General features: G+C 61.6%; 12 protein-coding genes and 1 pseudogene. 3 read left to right on the top strand and 10 right to left on the bottom strand.

The features are described from left to right. Nucleotides 1–108: 108 nt before the first annotated feature. From OQK_RS13265 to OQK_RS13245, 5 genes are all read right to left on the bottom strand, one after another. Nucleotides 109–3,126 (bottom strand): sarcosine oxidase subunit alpha, encoded by a 3,018-nt coding sequence (locus tag OQK_RS13265; RefSeq protein ID WP_016772831.1) that lies wholly within the window; start codon nt 3,124–3,126, stop codon nt 109–111. Further along, entirely contained in the window at nt 3,123–3,452 is a 330-nt protein-coding gene (locus OQK_RS13260; RefSeq protein ID WP_016772830.1) for a sarcosine oxidase subunit delta, read from the bottom strand. The genes OQK_RS13265 and OQK_RS13260 overlap by 4 nt, the downstream gene beginning before the upstream one ends. 14 nt (nt 3,453–3,466) lie before the next feature. Further along, a complete protein-coding gene (locus OQK_RS13255) occupies nt 3,467–4,717 on the bottom strand; it encodes a sarcosine oxidase subunit beta (RefSeq protein ID WP_016772829.1) in 1,251 nt (416 codons plus the stop codon). Between the two features lie 21 nt (nt 4,718–4,738). Beyond that, nucleotides 4,739–5,992, bottom strand: coding sequence for a serine hydroxymethyltransferase (gene glyA, locus OQK_RS13250; RefSeq protein ID WP_016772828.1), 1,254 nt, complete (start codon nt 5,990–5,992; stop codon nt 4,739–4,741). A gap of 257 nt (nt 5,993–6,249) precedes the next feature. Beyond that, nucleotides 6,250–6,960 (bottom strand): TraX family protein, encoded by a 711-nt coding sequence (locus OQK_RS13245; RefSeq protein ID WP_016772827.1) that lies wholly within the window; start codon nt 6,958–6,960, stop codon nt 6,250–6,252. Between the two features lie 126 nt (nt 6,961–7,086). Here OQK_RS13245 and OQK_RS13240 point away from each other — a divergent pair, with 126 nt between their 5' ends. Together OQK_RS13240 and OQK_RS13235 are read left to right on the top strand one after the other, a co-directional pair. Beyond that, on the top strand, nt 7,087–8,127 hold the full coding sequence (locus OQK_RS13240; protein WP_016772826.1) for a threonine aldolase family protein: 1,041 nt from the start codon (nt 7,087–7,089) through the stop codon (nt 8,125–8,127). 308 nt (nt 8,128–8,435) lie between these two features. Beyond that, nucleotides 8,436–8,969 (top strand): REP-associated tyrosine transposase, encoded by a 534-nt coding sequence (locus OQK_RS13235; protein WP_016772825.1) that lies wholly within the window; start codon nt 8,436–8,438, stop codon nt 8,967–8,969. Between the two features lie 63 nt (nt 8,970–9,032). Here the strand turns inward: OQK_RS13235 and gbcB are convergent, their stop codons facing one another. Continuing rightward, a complete protein-coding gene (gene gbcB / locus OQK_RS13230; protein ID WP_016772824.1) occupies nt 9,033–10,133 on the bottom strand; it encodes a glycine-betaine demethylase subunit GbcB in 1,101 nt (366 codons plus the stop codon). A 296-nt stretch (nt 10,134–10,429) separates the two neighbouring features. Between gbcB and gbcA the strand changes: the two genes are divergently transcribed. Beyond that, nucleotides 10,430–11,725 carry a glycine-betaine demethylase subunit GbcA gene (gbcA, locus tag OQK_RS13225; protein WP_016772823.1) on the top strand — a complete coding sequence of 432 codons (1,296 nt, stop codon included), beginning with the start codon at nt 10,430–10,432 and terminating at the stop codon, nt 11,723–11,725. Between the two features lie 929 nt (nt 11,726–12,654). On the opposite strand, the gene etfB is transcribed toward gbcA, so the two are convergent. The 4 genes and pseudogenes from etfB to dgcA form a co-directional block, all read right to left on the bottom strand. Beyond that, complete coding sequence (gene etfB, locus OQK_RS13220) at nt 12,655–13,425, bottom strand: electron transfer flavoprotein subunit beta (protein WP_016772821.1); 771 nt, start codon at nt 13,423–13,425, stop codon at nt 12,655–12,657. A gap of 9 nt (nt 13,426–13,434) precedes the next feature. Continuing rightward, entirely contained in the window at nt 13,435–14,655 is a 1,221-nt protein-coding gene (gene etfA / locus OQK_RS13215) for an electron transfer flavoprotein subunit alpha (RefSeq protein WP_016772820.1), read from the bottom strand. After that, complete coding sequence (dgcB, locus tag OQK_RS13210) at nt 14,655–16,604, bottom strand: dimethylglycine demethylation protein DgcB (RefSeq protein ID WP_016772819.1); 1,950 nt, start codon at nt 16,602–16,604, stop codon at nt 14,655–14,657. Before dgcB ends, etfA begins: the two co-directional genes overlap by 1 nt. Nucleotides 16,605–16,764: 160 nt before the next feature. Then, nucleotides 16,765–18,088: pseudogene (dgcA, locus tag OQK_RS13205) on the bottom strand (dimethylglycine demethylation protein DgcA); the annotation flags it as partial.

The following is an 18,088-nucleotide window of genomic DNA, read 5'->3' as shown; positions in this document are numbered from 1 at the left end:
CGTTCCCACGCTCTGCGTGGGAATGCCGCCATGGACGCTCTGCGTCCGCTCTTGGGACGCGGAGCGTCCCGGGATGCATTCCCACGCGGAGCGTGGGAACGATCAGTGTCAGATGTTCTGCCGCTCACCCTTCGGATCGAAGAACACCGAAGACACGATTTCTGCCTCGATCACGCTGCCATCGGCCAGCGGTGCGAACACCCGCTCGCCCATGCGCTTGAGACCGCCCTTGACCACACCCATGGCAAATGAATAACCGAGGGAGTTGTGCGCGTAACTCGAGGTGACGTGGCCGACCATGGTCATCGGGATCGCCTGTTTGGTGTTGAACACCAGTTGTGCACCTTCCGGCAGCCATTTGGTCGGATCGATAGGCTTGAGGCCCACCAGTTGTTTGCGCTGATCCTTGACGCAATCTTCCCGGCTCATGCCGCGCTGGCCGATCCACGAGAACGGTTTGGTGCGACCCACACACCAGCCCATGTTCAGGTCGTCCGGGGTCATCGAGCCGTCGGTGTCCTGGCCGACGATGATGAAGCCCTTCTCCGCCCGCAAAACGTGCATGGTTTCGGTGCCGTACGGCGTCAGGTTGTACTGCTTGCCGGCCTCGACGATTTTCTCCAGTACGCCCATCGCATAATCGGCCTGCACGTTGACTTCGTACGACAGCTCACCGGTGAACGAGATACGGAACACCCGCGCCGGCACATCGCCGACCAGACCTTCTTTCCAGGTCATGAACGGGAAGGCTTCGTTGCTCAGATCGATGTCAGTCACGGCGCTGAGCAGCTTGCGGCTGTTCGGCCCGGACAGGGTCATGGTCGCCCAGTGGTCGGTGACGGACGTGAAGTACACCTTCAGCTCCGGCCATTCGGTCTGGTGGTACAGCTCCAGCCACTGCAGTACGCGCGCGGCGCCGCCGGTGGTGGTGGTCATGACGAAATGGTTGTCGGCCAGACACGCGGTCACACCGTCGTCGAAGACCATGCCGTCTTCCTTGCACATCAGACCGTAGCGAGCTTTGCCCACGTCGAGCTTGGTCCAGGCGTTGGTGTACACGCGGTTGAGGAACTCGCGGGCATCCGGGCCTTGGATGTCGATCTTGCCGAGGGTCGAGGCATCGAGCAGGCCGACGCTGTCGCGCACGGCTTTGCATTCGCGCTTGACCGCCGCGTGCAGGTCTTCACCGTTTTTCGGGAAATACCAGGGACGCTTCCACTGACCGACGTCTTCAAACTCGGCGCCGTTCTTCACGTGCCAGGCATGCAGCGCGGTGTAGCGCACCGGTTCGAAGATGTGCCCGCAATGCCGACCGGCCACAGCGCCGAAGGTCACCGGCGTGTAGTTCGGACGGAACATGGTGGTGCCCATCTGCGGGATGGTCACGTTCAGCGACCGGGCGGCAATGGCCAGACCGTTGACGTTGCCGAGCTTGCCCTGATCGGTGCCGAAGCCCAGCGCGGTGTAGCGTTTGACGTGCTCGACCGACTCGAAACCTTCGCGGGTCGCCAGTTCGATGCCACCGGCGGTGACGTCGTTCTGGAAGTCGACGAATTGCTTCGGTGCCCGCGCCGAGTTCTTCTCGTGCGGCACCTGGAACAGCGCCAGGGTCGGCTCTTCGAGACGGCTCAGGGCTTTCGGCAACACGCCTTCGACAGTCTGGAAACCGGCTTCGGCGGCAGCGCGCACGCCACCTTCAAAACCGTCGGCCAGCGAATCGCCCAGCGCGTAGACGCCATTGATGCCACCGACGCACACGCGCTTCTGCGGTGCTTCGCCCGGTACGAAACCGAGAATGTCTTCGCGCCACACTGGTTTGCCACCGAGGTGCGAAGCCAGGTGAACCACCGGGCTGTAACCGCCGGAGCTGGCCACCAGGTCGCAGTCGAGCCACTCGCCCGGACTGGTTACGGCGTGGGCCTTTACGTCAATCGCGGCGACGCGCGCAGCGGTCACACGCTTGCTGCCACGCACCTCGATGACGGCGCTGCCGGTGAGGATGCGAATGCCTTTGGCGCGCGCTTCTTCGACCAATGCACCGCGCGGATTGCTGCGGGCATCGGCGATCGCGACCACTTGCAGACTGGCATCGAGCCAATCCAGAGCAACGCGATAGGCGTGATCGTTGTTGGTCGACAGCACCAGTTTTTTGCCTGGCGCCACGCCATAGCGACGTACGTAAGTCGACACCGCACCGGCAAGCATGTTGCCCGGCACGTCGTTGTTGCCGTAGACCAGCGGACGCTCGTGGGCGCCGGTCGCCAGTACCACACGCTTGGCGCGGACACGGTGGATGCGCTGACGCACCTGACCGATCGGCGCGCGGTCACCGAGGTGATCGGTGAGGCGTTCGTGAATGGTCAGGAAGTTGTGGTCGTGGTAACCGTTGACCGTGGCGCGCGGCAACAGCAGCACGTCCGGGGTGTTCTTCAATTCAGCGATGACGCTGGCAACCCATTCCATCGCCGGTTTGCCGTCGAGGCTTTCGCGGGAATCAAGCAGGCTGCCGCCGAACTCTTCCTGCTCATCGGCCAGAATCACTCGGGCACCGCTGCGCGCAGCCGCCAGGGCAGCGGCGAGACCGGCCGGGCCGGCACCGACGATCAGCACGTCGCAGTGCTGGTTCATGTAGTCGTAGGTGTCCGGATCGTTCTCGGTCGGCGAACGGCCGAGGCCGGCAGCCTTGCGGATGTACTTCTCGTAAGTCATCCAGAACGATTGCGGGTACATGAAGGTTTTGTAGTAGAAACCCGGCGGCATCAGCTTGCCGCCGACCTTGCCGAGAATCCCCATCATGTCGTTGTTGACGCTCGGCCAGCCATTGGTGCTGGTGGCGACCAGGCCCTGATACAACGCCTGTTGCGTGGCGCGCACGTTGGGAATCTGCGTGGCTTCGGTGGCACCGATCTGCAGCACCGCGTTCGGCTCTTCGGAACCAGCCGCGAAGATGCCGCGAGGGCGCGAATACTTGAAGCTGCGGCCGATGATGTCGACGCCGTTGGCGATCAGTGCAGCGGCCAGCGAGTCGCCTTCGTAGCCTTTGTAGGTCTGGCCGTTGAAGGTGAAGCTCAGCACTTTGTTGCGGTCGATCCGTCCACCGTTGGACAGGCGATTGGTCTGGCTCATACCTTCTCTCCCAGCGCCGTCGTGGCTGTTTTCGCAGTGCCAGCCTTGTCGGTGAATTGCGGCTTCTCGCCGATCTTGTAGCTCTCGAGAATCTCGTAGGTCACGGTATCGCGAGTGACGTTGAAGTACTGGCGGCAACCGGCAACGTGGTCCCACAACTCGTGGTGCAGACCGCGCGGGTTATCGCGAAAGAACATGTAGTCGCCCCACTCTTCATCGGTGCAGGCGTTCGGATCCAGCGGACGCGGGATGTGCGCCTGACCGGATGCGTGGAATTCCTCTTCGGAGCGCAGTTCGCCGCAGTGAGGACAGAAGATATGCAACATGGGGATTTCTCCTGTTAGTGGGCAACCGCAGCAGCGCCGTGTTCATCGATCAACGCACCGTTGTGAAAACGGTCGATGGAGAAAGGTGCAGCCAATGGGTGCATTTCACCCTTGGCCAGACTCGCGGCAAACACGTTGCCCGAGCCGGGTGTGGCCTTGAAGCCACCGGTGCCCCAACCGCAGTTGAAGAACATGTTTGGTACCGGCGTTTTCGAGATGATCGGGCAGGCATCCGGAGTGGTGTCGACGATGCCGCCCCACTGGCGGTTCATGCGTACGCGGGACAACACCGGGAACATCTCGACGATGGCCTGAATGGTGTGTTCGATTACCGGGTACGAACCACGCTGGCCGTAGCCGTTGTAGCCGTCGATACCGGCGCCGATCACCAGGTCGCCCTTGTCGGACTGGCTGATGTAACCGTGCACGGCGTTGGACATGATCACGCTGTCGATAATCGGTTTGATCGGCTCTGACACCAGCGCTTGCAGCGGGTGGGATTCGATCGGCAGGCGGAAACCGGCAAGCTTGGCCATGTGCCCGGAGTTACCGGCCGTCACCACGCCGACGCGCTTGGCGCCGATGAAACCCTTGTTGGTTTCGACGCCGATGCACACACCGTTTTCCTTGCGGAAACCGATCACTTCGGTCTGCTGGATCAAGTCCACGCCCAAGGCATCGGCGGCACGGGCGAAGCCCCACGCCACGGCATCGTGACGGGCGACGCCGCCGCGACGCTGCACGGTGGCGCCCATGATCGGGTAGCGAGTGTTTTTCGAGCAGTCCAGGTACGGAATTTCGTCCGCAACCTGCTTGGCGTCGAGCAGTTCGCCGTCGACGCCGTTGAGGCGGTTGGCGCTGACCCGACGCTCGGAATCACGGATGTCCTGCAGGGTGTGGCACAGGTTGTAAACGCCGCGCTGGGAGAACATCACGTTGTAGTTGAGATCCTGCGACAGGCCTTCCCACAATTTCATCGCGTGTTCGTAGAGGTGCGCCGACTCGTCCCACAGGTAGTTGGAACGCACGATGGTGGTGTTGCGCGCGGTGTTACCGCCGCCCAGCCAGCCTTTCTCGACCACGGCGACATTGGTGATGCCGTGCTCCTTGGCCAGATAGTAGGCCGTCGCCAGGCCGTGCCCGCCGCCGCCGACGATGACCACGTCGTAGACTTTTTTCGGGGTGGGCGTGCGCCACATGCGCTGCCAGTTTTCGTGGTGGCTGAGCGAGTGTTTGAACAGGCCGAAGCCGGAATAGCGTTGCATAGTCATTACTCCAAAACCGACTCAGCGATAAACCGGGAAGTCTGCGCACAGGGCCGAGACCTGCTGGGCGACATTGGCCTCGACATCGGCGTCGCCGAGGTTGTCGAGGATGTCGCAGATCCAGCCGGCGAGGGTTTCGCACTGGCTGACCTTGAAGCCGCGCGTGGTCACCGCCGGGGTGCCGATGCGCAGGCCCGAGGTCACGAACGGCGACTGCGGGTCGTTCGGCACGGCGTTCTTGTTCACCGTGATGTGCGCGCGGCCCAGCGCGGCGTCGGCGTCCTTGCCGGTCAGGCCCTGACGGATCAGGCTGACCAGGAACAGATGGTTGTCGGTGCCGCCGGAGACCACATCGTAGCCACGCTTGATGAACACGCTGGCCATCGCCTGGGCGTTGTCGATCACTTGTTGCTGATAGGCCTTGAAGCCAGGCTCCAGCGCTTCCTTGAAGCACACCGCCTTGCCGGCGATGACGTGCATCAGCGGACCGCCCTGGGCACCGGGGAACACGGCGGCGTTGAGCTTCTTCTCGATCTCTTCGTTGGACTTGGCCAGGATCAGCCCGCCACGCGGACCGCGCAGGGTCTTGTGCGTGGTGGTGGTGACCACATCGGCGTACGGCAGCGGGTTCGGGTACAGGCCGGCAGCGACCAGACCGGCGACGTGAGCCATGTCGACGAACAGCAGCGCACCGACCTTGTCGGCGATCTGACGGAAGCGCGGGAAGTCCAGAGTCTTCGAGTAAGCGGAGAAACCGGCAACGATCATTTTCGGTTTGCACTCGACGGCCAGACGCTCGACTTCCTCATAGTCGATCAGCCCGGTGTCGGTGTTGATGCCGTACTGCACGGCGTTGTAGAGCTTGCCCGAGGACGACACTTTCGCGCCGTGGGTCAGGTGCCCGCCGTGGGCCAGGCTCATGCCGAGGATGGTGTCACCCGGCTGGATCAACGCCAGGTACACGGCGCTGTTGGCCGAAGAACCGGAGTGCGGCTGGACGTTGGCGTAGTCGGCACCGAACAGTTGCTTGGCGCGTTCGATGGCCAGTGCTTCGACTTTGTCCACATGCTCGCAGCCACCGTAGTAGCGCTTGCCCGGATAGCCCTCGGCGTATTTGTTGGTCAGGCCGCTGCCTTGCGCCTGCATGACGCGCTTGCTGGTGTAGTTCTCCGACGCGATCAGCTCGATGTGATCTTCCTGACGTTGCTCCTCGGCATTCATCGCCGCCAGCAGTGCATCGTCGTAACCCTGGATCTGGTCTTGCTTGCTGAACATCGCGTCTCTCCCAGCGGCATCTGTGCGCCATTCGTCTCGGTAAGGCACTGGCAATGACGGCAGTGCCCTTTGATGCGATGGTATGACCGGCACAGACAGCTCAAATGCCTGCGGACGCCACGCAAAGGTGCGTTTACGACATGGCTGGAAATGACCCGAAGAATGCACTCCCCCTGTAGGAGCTGCCGAAGGCTGCGATCTTTTGACTTTGACTTTGAAGATCAAAGGATCGCAGCCTTCGGCAGCTCCCACAGGGGTCAGGCGATGATTTGGCGGATGGCAAGCAGCAGGAGGAAATGCGCGGGATACAGCGCATACGCCCAGCGCCGCATCGGTGGTGGCTGCAGATGTCGCCCATGTCGCAACAAGAACATTCCCAGCATCGGCGCAAACAGACATGTCGCCAGGCCGAGAATCGCCACGCTGTTGCCGAAACGCGCCGATTCGAGCAGCACCTGCCATTGGTTCGCCGCCAGACACACCAGCCCCGGCAACGGGCTGAAATACCAGGGTCGGTGGAAAACCAGCAACATCGCCAACGGCAACAATACGCCGAAGAAACCAAACATCAGTCGTTCTGAAAAAACCGCCGCAACCACCAGCGCGGCCAGCGCGAGCAACCGTGGCACCGACGCTGAGTCCTGCCAGCCGCGCGCCACCAGCAAGCCCAGCGCCAGCGTCGGCATCACGTTGAACGTGTCAGGGTCGGGGATATAAAAGCGATAAGGGATTTCGCTGATTGCACTGAACAGCAACAGCCAGCCCAGATAGCGCCATTCCATCTTGCGCGAACCCTCCCGAGCCAGATTCGCCGCCATCGCCAGGCAAAACCATGGAAACGCCAATCGCCCTGGCACATACAACCAATCGACGGAGAAGCCGACATATCGCAGGTGATCGAGCAACATGCTCAGCAACGCCAGCCATTTGAGCAGATCCAGGGCACCGTCGCGTTGGCTCAGGTGCATAATCGGCCCATAAACTGGTAATTTTCCCCACCCGACATCGCATGTGCTCCCCGGAAGATCTTCGGTAAAGTGCGCATCCTCATTGACCACGAGCCTTCACAAGAGTCTCGATTACGGAAGCCGGCCATGACCGACAAGAGCCAACAATTCGCCAGCGACAACTATTCCGGGATCTGCCCGGAAGCCTGGGCTGCCATGGAACAGGCCAACCACGGCCACCAGCGCGCTTACGGCGACGATGAATGGACCGCCCGCGCGGCGGATCATTTCCGCAAACTGTTCGAAACCGACTGCGAAGTGTTCTTCGCCTTCAACGGCACCGCCGCCAACTCGCTGGCCCTGTCGTCGCTGTGCCAGAGTTACCACAGCGTGATCTGCTCGGAAACCGCCCACGTCGAAACCGACGAATGCGGCGCTCCGGAATTCTTTTCCAACGGCTCGAAGCTGCTGATCGCCGGCACCGAAAACGGCAAGATCACCCCGCAATCGATCCGCGAAGTCGCACTCAAGCGCCAGGACATCCACTACCCGAAACCGCGCGTGGTAACCCTGACTCAAGCCACCGAAGTCGGTAGCGTCTACACCCCGGAAGAAGTCCGCGCCATCAGCGCAACCTGCAAAGAGCTGGGCCTGCACCTGCATATGGACGGCGCGCGGTTCTCCAACGCCTGCGCATTCCTCGGCTGCTCGCCCGCCGACCTGACCTGGAAGGCCGGCGTTGATGTACTGTGCTTCGGCGGCACCAAGAACGGCATGGCGGTGGGTGAAGCGATCCTGTTCTTCAACCACAAACTGGCCGAAGACTTCGACTACCGCTGCAAGCAGGCCGGGCAACTGGCGTCGAAAATGCGCTTTTTGTCGGCACCGTGGGTCGGCATTCTGGAAAACGACGCCTGGCTCAAATACGCCCGCCACGCCAACCACTGCGCGCAACTGCTGGCAGAACTGGTCAGCGACATTCCCGGCGTCGAACTGATGTTCCCGGTGCAGGCCAACGGCGTGTTCCTGCAACTGTCCGAGCCGGCCATCGCTGCGTTGACTGCAAAGAACTGGCGCTTCTACACCTTCATCGGCAAGGGCGGCGCACGTTTCATGTGCTCCTGGGACACCGAAGAAGAGCGCGTGCGCGAACTGGCGCGCGATATTCGCGAGGTCATGTCGGCCTGATCCCGCCCATGATCATTCCCACGCGCAGCAAAGGAATGTCTCCCGGGACGCTCCGCGTTCCAGCTTCACCCTTGGCGACAGGCTGAAAACCGCTATGACGCAGAGCGTCAGTGGCTGCATTCCCACGCAGAGCGTGGGAACGATCTTCGGTCGGGAATGACTTTTCCCACTGTAGTTGCAGACGTCTCTTCTAGCACGTTCCCTACTGCGGCCTCACCCTGATCGTTCCCACGCTCTGCGTGGTAATGCATCTCGGGACGCTCCGCGTTCCATCTCATTCGCACCGCAAGATTCAAGGATCGAATCCCATGGGCCGCAACCGCTATACGATTACCGAAAGCGACAAACCGCATTTCCTGACCTGCACCGTAATGGAGTGGTTGCCGTTATTCATTCGCCCGTACATCGTTGAGCACCTGCTCAACTGCTGGCGATATCAACAGGCTCATCATGACTTGAAGCTATACGGCTACGTGATTCTGGAAAACCACCTGCACTTCGTCGCCCAAGCACCCGATCTGAGCAAATGCCTCAGCCAGTTCAAGTCCTTCACCGCGCGACAAATCATCAATGACTTGCAAACAAAAGGCGCCGACAAAGCCTTGCAGCGCCTGCGCTTCAGCAAACGCGCGCATAAGCAGGACCGGGTGTATCAACTGTGGCAAGAAGGCACGCACGCGGAAATGGTCTACAGCGAATCGGTGATGCGCCAGAAACTTGAATACATCCACAACAACCCGGTGAAACGCGGATATGTGGATTTACCGGAGCACTGGCGTTACTCGAGTGCCAGGGACTACGCAGGAACTGAGGGACTGATCGACGTTCAGCGCTGGTATTGAAATGGGACGCGGAGCGTCCCGGGCGGCATTCCCACGCGGAGCGTGGGAATGATCATAAAAGCCTCAGAACTCAATCCGCACATCCCCCTTCGGCACGCTGCAGCACGACAGGATAAACCCTTCGGCCTCGTCATCCTCGGTAATCCCGCCGTTGTGCTCCATCTCCACTTCGCCGCCCAGTTTCATCACCTTGCATGTCCCGCAAATGCCCATGCCGCAGGCTTTAGGGATCATCAGGCCGAGTTTGGCGGCTGCCGCGTGGACGGTTTCGCCCGGGCCGACGCGGATGCTCTTGCCGGACGCAGTGAATTCGACCTGGTGCAGATCCGCGGCGTCGATTTCCGGCGCATCGGCCGCTTGTTCGGCCTGTTCCACCGCGTCGGCGCGGGCCTCGGGTGGCGTGGCGCCGAAGGATTCTTCGTGGTAGCGCGACATGTCGTAGCCGGCCGCTTCCAGCAAGCGTTTGACCGCGGTCATGTACGGCGTCGGGCCGCAGCAGAACACTTCGCGTTCGAGGAAGTCCGGAACCATCAGTTCGAGCATCTTGTGATTCAGATAACCGCGATAACCGGCCCATGGCTCACCGAGGCCGTGTTTTTCGCAGATCAGGTGCAGGCTGAAGTTGTCGATCCGCGACGCCATGTGCTCGAGTTCGCGGTGGTAAATGATGTCTTTCGGCGACCGCGCGCTGTGCACGAAAGTCATGTCGACGTTGGCGTTGGTGTCGTAGAACCAGCGCGCCATCGACATGCACGGGGTGATGCCGACGCCACCGCTCAAATACAGAACCTTCGGGCTCGGGAAGTCGATCGCGTTGAACAGCCCGACCGGGCCGTGCACCGCCAGTTCTTGCCCCTCATGCAAAGTGTCATGCAACCAGTTGGAGACCTTGCCACCCGGCACGCGCTTGATCGTGACCGAGAAGCTGTACGGCACCGACGGCGAGCTGGAGATGGTGTAGGAGCGCATGATCGGCTGGCCTTCGATTTCCAGCTCCAGCGTGACGAACTGCCCCGGCTTGAAGAAGAACAGGATCGGCTGGTCGGCCATAAAGCAGAAGGTGCGCACATCCCAGGTTTCCTGGATGACTTTGACGCAACGGACAATGTGTCGGCCATTGGCCCAGGTCTGGGTGGTGACCGGATTCAGGAAGCTGTTGGACATGCTGTTCTCCACGGCCGACTGTCGGCCTCTTGTCGGCGATTCTGCGTATAGCGCAGGCCGTGCGTTTACCTATCCGCGACATTGACATACTTATCGCGACCAGCCCTTGAACACCGGGGCTTGCGCGTCGGGAACAGATTGCGCCATGTCGCGCATGGATAAGGTTCCCCCCAGCGCCGGCCCCACACTCGCCCCAACACAAGACGACTTCTTTACACCTTGCGTAGCAACCGTTTTGCAGCACACCTGATCAGCCACTTTCGCCGGCCACGCAGAGGGCCATGAGGATTACATCGATGGACGTCACCGCAAAAATCAGCCTGGGCGATCCGCTGGAACCCGCACGCAAGGCCACCGCACAAATGCTCCAGGAGCGCGAGCGCACTTTTTCGCTGCCACAGCCGTTCTACAGCGACGAGCGCCTGTTCGATATCGATATGCAGGAGATCTTCCAGAAGGAATGGTTGATCGCCGGCATGACCTGCGAGATCCCGGCCAAGGGCAACTACCTGACCCTGCAGGTCGGCAAGAACCCGATCATCGTCATTCGCGGCGCCGAGGGCGTGGTGCACGCGTTCCACAACGTCTGCCGCCACCGTGGCTCGCGCCTGTGCACCAGTGAAAAAGGCAAGGTCGCCAAACTGGTCTGCCATTACCACCAGTGGACCTACGAACTGGATGGGCGCCTGCTGTTCGCCGGCACCGAGATGGGCGCCGACTTCGACATGAAGCAATACGGCCTCAAACCGGTGAACGTGAAAACCGCTGGCGGCTACATTTTCATCAGCCTGGCGGAGAACCCGCCGGCCATCGATGACTTCCTGTCGACGCTCAACCATTACATGGAACCGTACGACATGGAGAACACCAAGGTGGCGATCACCACCACCTTGATGGAAAAGGCCAACTGGAAGCTGGTGCTGGAAAACAACCGCGAGTGCTACCACTGCAACGCGTCGCACCCGGAACTGTTGAAAACCCTGCTGGAGTGGGACGACGTCACCGATCCGCGCGCCGATCAGGCGTTCAAGGATCACGTCGCCGCCTCCGCCGCTGCCTGGGAAGCGGAAAAGATCCCTTACGCTCACGCCAGTTTCGGCCTGCGCAACCGCATCGTGCGCATGCCGCTGCTCAAGGGCACCGTGTCGATGACCCTCGACGGCAAGCAAGGCTGCGCGAAACTGATGGGCCGGATCAAGAACCCGGACCTGGGCTCGATGCGCATCCTGCACCTGCCGCACTCGTGGAACCACTGCATGGGCGACCACATCATCGTCTTCACCGTGTGGCCAATCAGTGCCCAGGAAACCATGGTCACCACCAAGTGGCTGGTGCACAAGGATGCGGTGGAAGGTGTCGATTACGACGTCGAGCGCATGCGCCAGGTGTGGGACGCGACCAACGATCAGGACCGCCGTCTGGCTGAGGAAAACCAGCGCGGGATCAACTCCACCGCTTACCAGCCTGGGCCTTACTCCAAAACCTATGAATTCGGCGTGGTCAACTTCGTCGATTGGTACAGCGAGCGCATGTTGAACAACCTCGGGGCCGAGCCTGCGCCTTACCTCAAAGGCGTTCCGGTTCAGGGCTGATCAAGAGCAAAAGATCGCAGCCTGCGGCAGCTCCTACAGGTGGAATGCATTCCCCTGTGGGAGCGAGCTTGCTCGCAAAGGCGTCCTGACCCACGCTACATCTTTCAGTTGATCAATTTCCGACCAATCACCCCCGCCCCCATACCCATCAAGCCCTCCAGCCTTCCGCAAACAAGTTATCCACATACCCGCCCACAGCAAATGGGGGTAACTGCGGATGAGTCAAAAAATATCTTGCTGATTTGCAAAGAAAAACCGTGACTTATTCTGAATCACAGTTTCTGAAAACGATCGGTCGTTTTTTGATCAACGCCATGCAGACCACGGTTTCCAAGGCCTCCAGCGGGTAGCGAACACGTTATCCACAGAAGCGCCAACAGAGATCGGGGACAACTTTCAATCTTCTGTGGAAAACACCTACGGCTGGGGAAAACACCTTCGTCTTAACAGCTCTCGGCGCCCGGGAAGCACATTTGATCAATAATTAATCAAACCCATGTAAGCCCTGCTCCATATGGCCTACAGCTGAGAGCGAACATCTTATCCACAGAAGCGCCAACAGAGATTGGGGGCAACTTGTCGATTTATACGGAGGGAAAAGCCCGAGAAATCCGTGAGTTACGCTGATCGTTTTTTGATCTTATGGCTGGAAGGCTTGAATGGCGTGGGGTACGAGCAAGGGCGAACACGTTATCCACAGCTTGGCCAACAGGGATTGTGGGTAAGCTGTTTGCCCTCTCCCCAGCCCTCTCCCAGAGGGAGAGGGGGTCGACCGCGTCGACTGAAGAGTTTGCATCGACCTGAAACATTGTATTGATCTCAGGCTTGGCCAGACCAAGGCCACCGCCATGTCGCAGGTCGGTGTACTTGGCCAATTCGCCGCGGTAGGTCCCCTCTCCCTCTGGGAGAGGGCTAGGGTGAGGGGCTTTTCAGCGGACAACGCCCTCTTCAATCAGCAGCTTCAGAATCGCCTCCGCCCCAGCCTGTGCGGTGACGCCTTTGAGCACCTGCCCCCCGCCGCCACTGGCCTTGGCCGTCGCGGCCTTCATCCGGTCGGCGCCGCTCTTGGCCTTGATCACCTTCAAGCGCTTGGGCCGTGGCTTGGCCGGCTGCAGTGTGGCGACGGCCAACAATTGGTCCTCCACCACTTCAACGTCATCGGCGGCCAATTCGCCCCGTCGTGCCGGGCCATATGCACTTTGCCGAGGCTTCGGCGCGGCGTTATCCACAGTGGCCAGAAACGGCAGTTTCACCTTCAAGCGGCGTCGCTGGCCGCGCGGCAACGCTTGCAGGACCAGCGCCGACCCGTCAGCGATCGATTCGACCTGCGCCAGGCCCACCACCAGCGGCCAGCCCAGGCCTTCGGCCAGCAGGAACGGCAACATCCCCGAACCTTCGCCGGTTTCCGCCTGACTGCCGGTCAGCACTACTTGCGCCCCGGCATCGCGCAGGTACGCGGTCAGCGCTGGCAAGGCGTCGGCGCCAGCGGGTTGTTCCAGCACATGCAGCTGTTCCAGGCCCATGCCCAGATAGGCACGCAGTGCCGGTTCGGCAACATCACCGGCGTGCAGCACTTGCAGGTTATCCCCAGCCAGTTGCAGGCCCAGTTCCACCGCGCGCGCATCCTGATCGGCGCGCCGTGGCCGACCCGAGGTCGGGTGAGCGCCGATTGAAACCAGACTGATAACGTTCGTGTTCATAGGGTTTCCTTACGCCGCATCGCGCTTGGCTTCGTTGCGGTAAGCCGCGACCGCTTCGATCAACGCTTGCAGAATCTCTGCGCTTTCGCCGATCACCGAGAGGTCGGCACGCTTGATCATGTCGCAACCCGGATCGAGGTTGATCGCCACCACCTTGTCGCAGGCGCCAATGCCTTGCAGGTGCTGGATCGCGCCAGAGATACCCACAGCCACATAGACCCGCGCAGTGACCCAAGTGCCGGACGCGCCCACCTGGCGATCCCGCGCCATGAAGCCATCGTCCACCGCAACCCGCGAAGCGCCTTCGGTGGCGCCGAGGGCTGCTGCCGTTTCGTGAAACAACTGCCAGTCCTTGACGCCGTTACCGCCGGAGAAGATGAACTCGGCTTCGGCCATCGGAATCGCCGCCGGATCTACCGCCACTGCGCCGAGATCTTCGATGCGCGACAAGCTGCGCGCGACGCTTGTGGATAACTCCACTGGCAACGCTTCGTGACGGGTTTCGCTGACCGGCTCTGCGCATTCGGCAGCGGCGAGAATCAACCGCGCCACTGGACGCGCCAAGTCTTGCAATCCGGCCCCGGCGCGGCCGATGCACTCCTGATCCTTGACCTGCCAGACCCGCGTGGCCGGGCGCTCGCCCAAGGCTGCAGCAAAGCGCCGGCCGAGTTCGCCGCCACCGCTGCGGCTGTCCGGCAGCAACCAGTGACGCGGATTGAACTGGTTATCCACAGCGCGCAAGCCCTGCACCCGCTGTTCCGGTGCATAACCGCTGAATTCCTCGCCTTCAAGCACCAGCAGGCGATCGACGCCAGCAGTTTCGAAAGCGCTTTCCTTGTGTTCGCCGAACACCACAGCAAGCACCGCACCGTCGCTGCCGGCCAGTTGGTGAGCGAGGCCGAGCAGATCGCGGTCGTGGCTGCTCAGGCGACCGCCGACCATATCCGGCACCACGTTGATGTAGAACGCCGGAGCCGGTACCTGATGCAGCGGCAACTGCACTTCAACAGCAGCCGAGCGTTTGACCGCCCCACCCTGCTGCGCGCCGCTGCGGTCAATGCGTTTGATGCCGTTGGGGCCGATAAAACCCATACCGTGCAGATTCTTGCGGATGACGCCGTTGGGCCCCATCCAGCTGTGTTGCGCCGGTTGCATCGCCGCGTGCAGCGGATGCAGGCGATTACGGGCAATCCATTCGGCGCGCGGGTCGCGGCGGATAATGTCGCTCATCAGTGCACCTCCGCAGGTTCACGTTTGGCCGGGGTGGCTGGCTTGCTCGGCGCGGCGTCCTCGAGCAACGCGTCGGCCACCAGTTCGGCGATGTCCTTGATCAGCGGACGCGGTTCAACCACGCCTTCGAGCATCGCCGTGCACTGTGGACAACCCACCGCCACCAGCTCGGCGCCGGTTTCGCGAATGTCTTCCATGCGCATGTCGGGGATGCGCTGCTTGCCCGGAATGTCAGTGATCGGCGCGCCGCCACCACCGCCGCAGCAGCGCGAGCGGAAGCCGGAACGTTGCATCTCTTTGACTTCGATGCCGAGGGCACGCAGCACTTCGCGCGGCGCTTCGTACTCGCCGTTGTAGCGGCCCAGGTAGCACGGATCGTGATAGGTCACGCTGTTGCCTTTGTGCTGACCGAGATTGAGCGCGCCGGCCTGAATGATCTCGGCCATGTAGCTGCTGTGGTGCTGCACCAGGTAGTTGCCATCGAAGGCGCCGTACTCGTTTTTCAGCACATGGAAACTGTGCGGATCGCAGGTGACGATGCGGTTGAAGCTGTATTTGGCCAACGTCTGGATGTTGCGCTTGGCCAGCAACTGGAACGTCGCTTCGTCGCCGAGACGCCGCGCCACATCGCCGCTGTCACGTTCTTCAAGGCCGAGCACGGCGAAGTCGATGTTGGCCGCTTTCAGCACTTTGACAAACGCGCGCAGGGTGCGCTGGTTGCGCATGTCGAAGGCGCCGTCGCCGACCCAGAACAGCACGTCGGTGGATTTCTTCTCACTGAGCAGATTGAGGTTCAGATCCGCCGCCCAGTTCATCCGCCCGCCCGGGGCGAAACCGCCAGGGTTGTCGGTTGCAATAAGGTTCTCGAGAACTTCGGCACCCTTGTTCGGCGTCGCGCCTTTTTCCAGGGTCAGATGCCGGCGCATGTCGACGATCGCATCGACGTGCTCGATCATCATCGGGCACTCCTCGACGCAGGCGCGGCAGGTGGTGCACGACCACAGGGTTTCGGCGTCGACCAGACCGTTGACGATCGGTTGATGCGGACTGCCGCCATGCTCGCCGATCGGTTTGCCTGGATACGGGCTGCCGGCGAACTTGGCGTCAGTGCCGCCGGCGAGGCCGACGACCATGTCCTGAATCAGTTTTTTCGGGTTCAGCGGCTGGCCGGCGGCGAAGGCCGGGCACGCTGCTTCGCACTTGCCGCACTGCACGCAGGCGTCGAAACCGAGCAACTGGTTCCAGGTGAAATCCTTGGGTTTTTCCACGCCCAGTGGCGCATCGGGATTGTTCAGATCCAGTGGCTTCAAACCGGTCGAGCGCCCGCCGCCGAAACGTTCCGGGCGACGGTGCCAGGCCAGGTGCAGCGCACCGGCAAAGGCGTGTTTCATTGGCCCGCCCCAGGTCATGCCGAAGAACAGTTCCGACACGCCCCACAGCACGCCAACACCGAGAATGGCGGCGAGCACCCAGCCGCCGAAGTTTTCCGGCAGGATCCCGGCGACCGGAAGGGTCACCAGGAAAAACGACGCGGAGAAGGCCAGCAGGCTTTTCGGCAGGCGCATCCATGGGCCTTTCGACAGACGCGCAGGCGGATTGACCCGGCGCAGATACATGAAGATCGCGCCGACAAACATCACCGCCGACATCAGCAGCAAGGCGTAGCCAAGGATGCGGTTATGCAGGCCGAAGCCGTGCACAAGAATGGCCAGCACAATCGACGCCACCGCACCGCCCGCCGTGGCGACGTGGGTGTTGGCAATGTATTTGTCCCGCGCGACGACGTGGTGCAGATCGACCATGTAGCGCTTGGGCATGGCCAGCAGACCGCCGAGCAGATCGACCTTCGCCGCCCGCCCCCGGCGCCACATGTTCATCCGCCGCAACGCGCCGAGGACCGCAAGGCCCAGGGAGGCGAACAACAGGATTGGAAGAAGGGTGTTCAACATGGTGAAGCTCCCACCAGACAGCCTGGAGAAACACGGCGTTCGATGATCGTTCCCACGCTCTGCGTGGGAATGAATCCCGTGACGCTCTGCGTCACAAAGGACGCGGAGCGTCCCTGGTTGCATTCCCACGCGGAGCGTGGGAACGATCAGTTAACGTGTCTTAGAAATCCTTGCAGAGTCGCAGGGCGTCATAGATCGCGGCGTGTGTATTACGCTGCGCCACACAGTCGCCGATGCGGAACAGCAAGTAGCCGTCGCCCGCCTCGCTCAGCGAAGGTTGCGGCTGGATCGCGAACAGCGCTTCGACGTCGATCTGGCCCTTGTTGCGCGAGCCGTCCTTGAGGGCGTAGTAGATTTCCTCGTCCGGGCGCACGCCGTTTTCGACGACCACCTGATCGACCACCCGTTCCTCTTTCGCGCCGGTGTATTCGTTCTCCAGCACCGCGATCAGCTTGTCGCCCTCGCGGTAGACCTTCTCCAGCATCATGTCGCCGGTCATGATCACTTCTTTCGGGTACATGCTGCGGTAGTAGGTCGGGAACGACGTGCCGCCGATGGCCACGCCCGGTTTGATGTCGTCGGTGACGATCTCGACCTGGCTGCCCTTGTCGGCGAGGAAGTCGGCGACCGACATGCCGGTGAACTCGCAAATGGTGTCGTAGACCAGCACGTTCTTGCCCGGCGCAACCTTGCCGTCGAGCACGTCCCAGCTGCTGACCACCAGCCCTTCGGCCGCGCCCCAGTGTTCGTTCTGCTCAAGGTACGGATGACCGCCGACCGCCAGCACCACCACGTCCGGACGCAGGTCCATGATGGTGTCGGCATCCGCCGCCGTGCCCAGGCGCAGATCGACTTTCAGCCGCGCCAGTTCCAGCTGGAACCAGCGGGTGATGCCGGCGATCTGGTCACGCTGCGGTGCTTTCGATGCGGTGGTGATCTGCCCGCCGATGAAGTCTTTTTTCTCGAACAGCGTGACGTCGTGGCCACGCTCGGCAGCCACGCGTGCGGCTTCCATCCCGGCCGGGCCGGCACCAACGATCACCACCTTGCGTTTCGGCCCGGTGGATTTCTCGATGATGTGCGGCACGCCCATGTATTCACGGGAGGTCGCGGCGTTCTGAATGCACAGCACGTCCAGACCCTGATACTGACGGTCGATGCAATAGTTGGCGCCGACGCACTGCTTGATCTGGTCGATCTGGCCCATCTTGATCTTGGCGATCAGGTGCGGGTCAGCGATGTGCGCGCGTGTCATGCCGACCATGTCGACGTAACCGCCTTCAAGGATGCGCGTGGCCTGGTTCGGGTCCTTGATGTTCTGCGCGTGCAACACCGGTACCTTGACCACTTCCTTGATCCCGGCAGCCAGGTGCAGGAACGGCTCCGGTGGATAACTCATGTTCGGAATGACGTTGGCCAGGGTGTTGTGGGTATCGCAACCCGAGCCGACCACGCCGATGAAATCGAGCATGCCGGTGTCGTCG

This window comes from Pseudomonas sp. R62 (assembly GCF_000257605.1).
Classification (GTDB): domain Bacteria; phylum Pseudomonadota; class Gammaproteobacteria; order Pseudomonadales; family Pseudomonadaceae; genus Aquipseudomonas; species Aquipseudomonas atacamensis.
This window is presented reverse-complemented; position numbering and strand designations above follow the sequence as displayed.

Bases quoted from the DNA above. Each gene is read 5' to 3' on its own strand.
- dgcB (WP_016772819.1), bottom strand. From the start codon at position 16,604: ATGTTGAACACCCTTCTTCCAATCCTGTTGTTCGCCTCCCTGGGCCTT.
- etfA (WP_016772820.1), bottom strand. From the start codon at position 14,655: ATGAGCGACATTATCCGCCGCGACCCGCGCGCCGAATGGATTGCCCGT.
- OQK_RS13245 (WP_016772827.1), bottom strand. From the start codon at position 6,960: ATGCACCTGAGCCAACGCGACGGTGCCCTGGATCTGCTCAAATGGCTG.
- glyA (WP_016772828.1), bottom strand. From the start codon at position 5,992: ATGTTCAGCAAGCAAGACCAGATCCAGGGTTACGACGATGCACTGCTG.
- OQK_RS13265 (WP_016772831.1), bottom strand. From the start codon at position 3,126: ATGAGCCAGACCAATCGCCTGTCCAACGGTGGACGGATCGACCGCAAC.
- OQK_RS13235 (WP_016772825.1), top strand. From the start codon at position 8,436: ATGGGCCGCAACCGCTATACGATTACCGAAAGCGACAAACCGCATTTC.
- OQK_RS13255 (WP_016772829.1), bottom strand. From the start codon at position 4,717: ATGCAACGCTATTCCGGCTTCGGCCTGTTCAAACACTCGCTCAGCCAC.
- OQK_RS13260 (WP_016772830.1), bottom strand. From the start codon at position 3,452: ATGTTGCATATCTTCTGTCCTCACTGCGGCGAACTGCGCTCCGAAGAG.
- gbcB (WP_016772824.1), bottom strand. From the start codon at position 10,133: ATGTCCAACAGCTTCCTGAATCCGGTCACCACCCAGACCTGGGCCAAT.
- OQK_RS13240 (WP_016772826.1), top strand. From the start codon at position 7,087: ATGACCGACAAGAGCCAACAATTCGCCAGCGACAACTATTCCGGGATC.
- etfB (WP_016772821.1), bottom strand. From the start codon at position 13,425: ATGAACACGAACGTTATCAGTCTGGTTTCAATCGGCGCTCACCCGACC.
- gbcA (WP_016772823.1), top strand. From the start codon at position 10,430: ATGGACGTCACCGCAAAAATCAGCCTGGGCGATCCGCTGGAACCCGCA.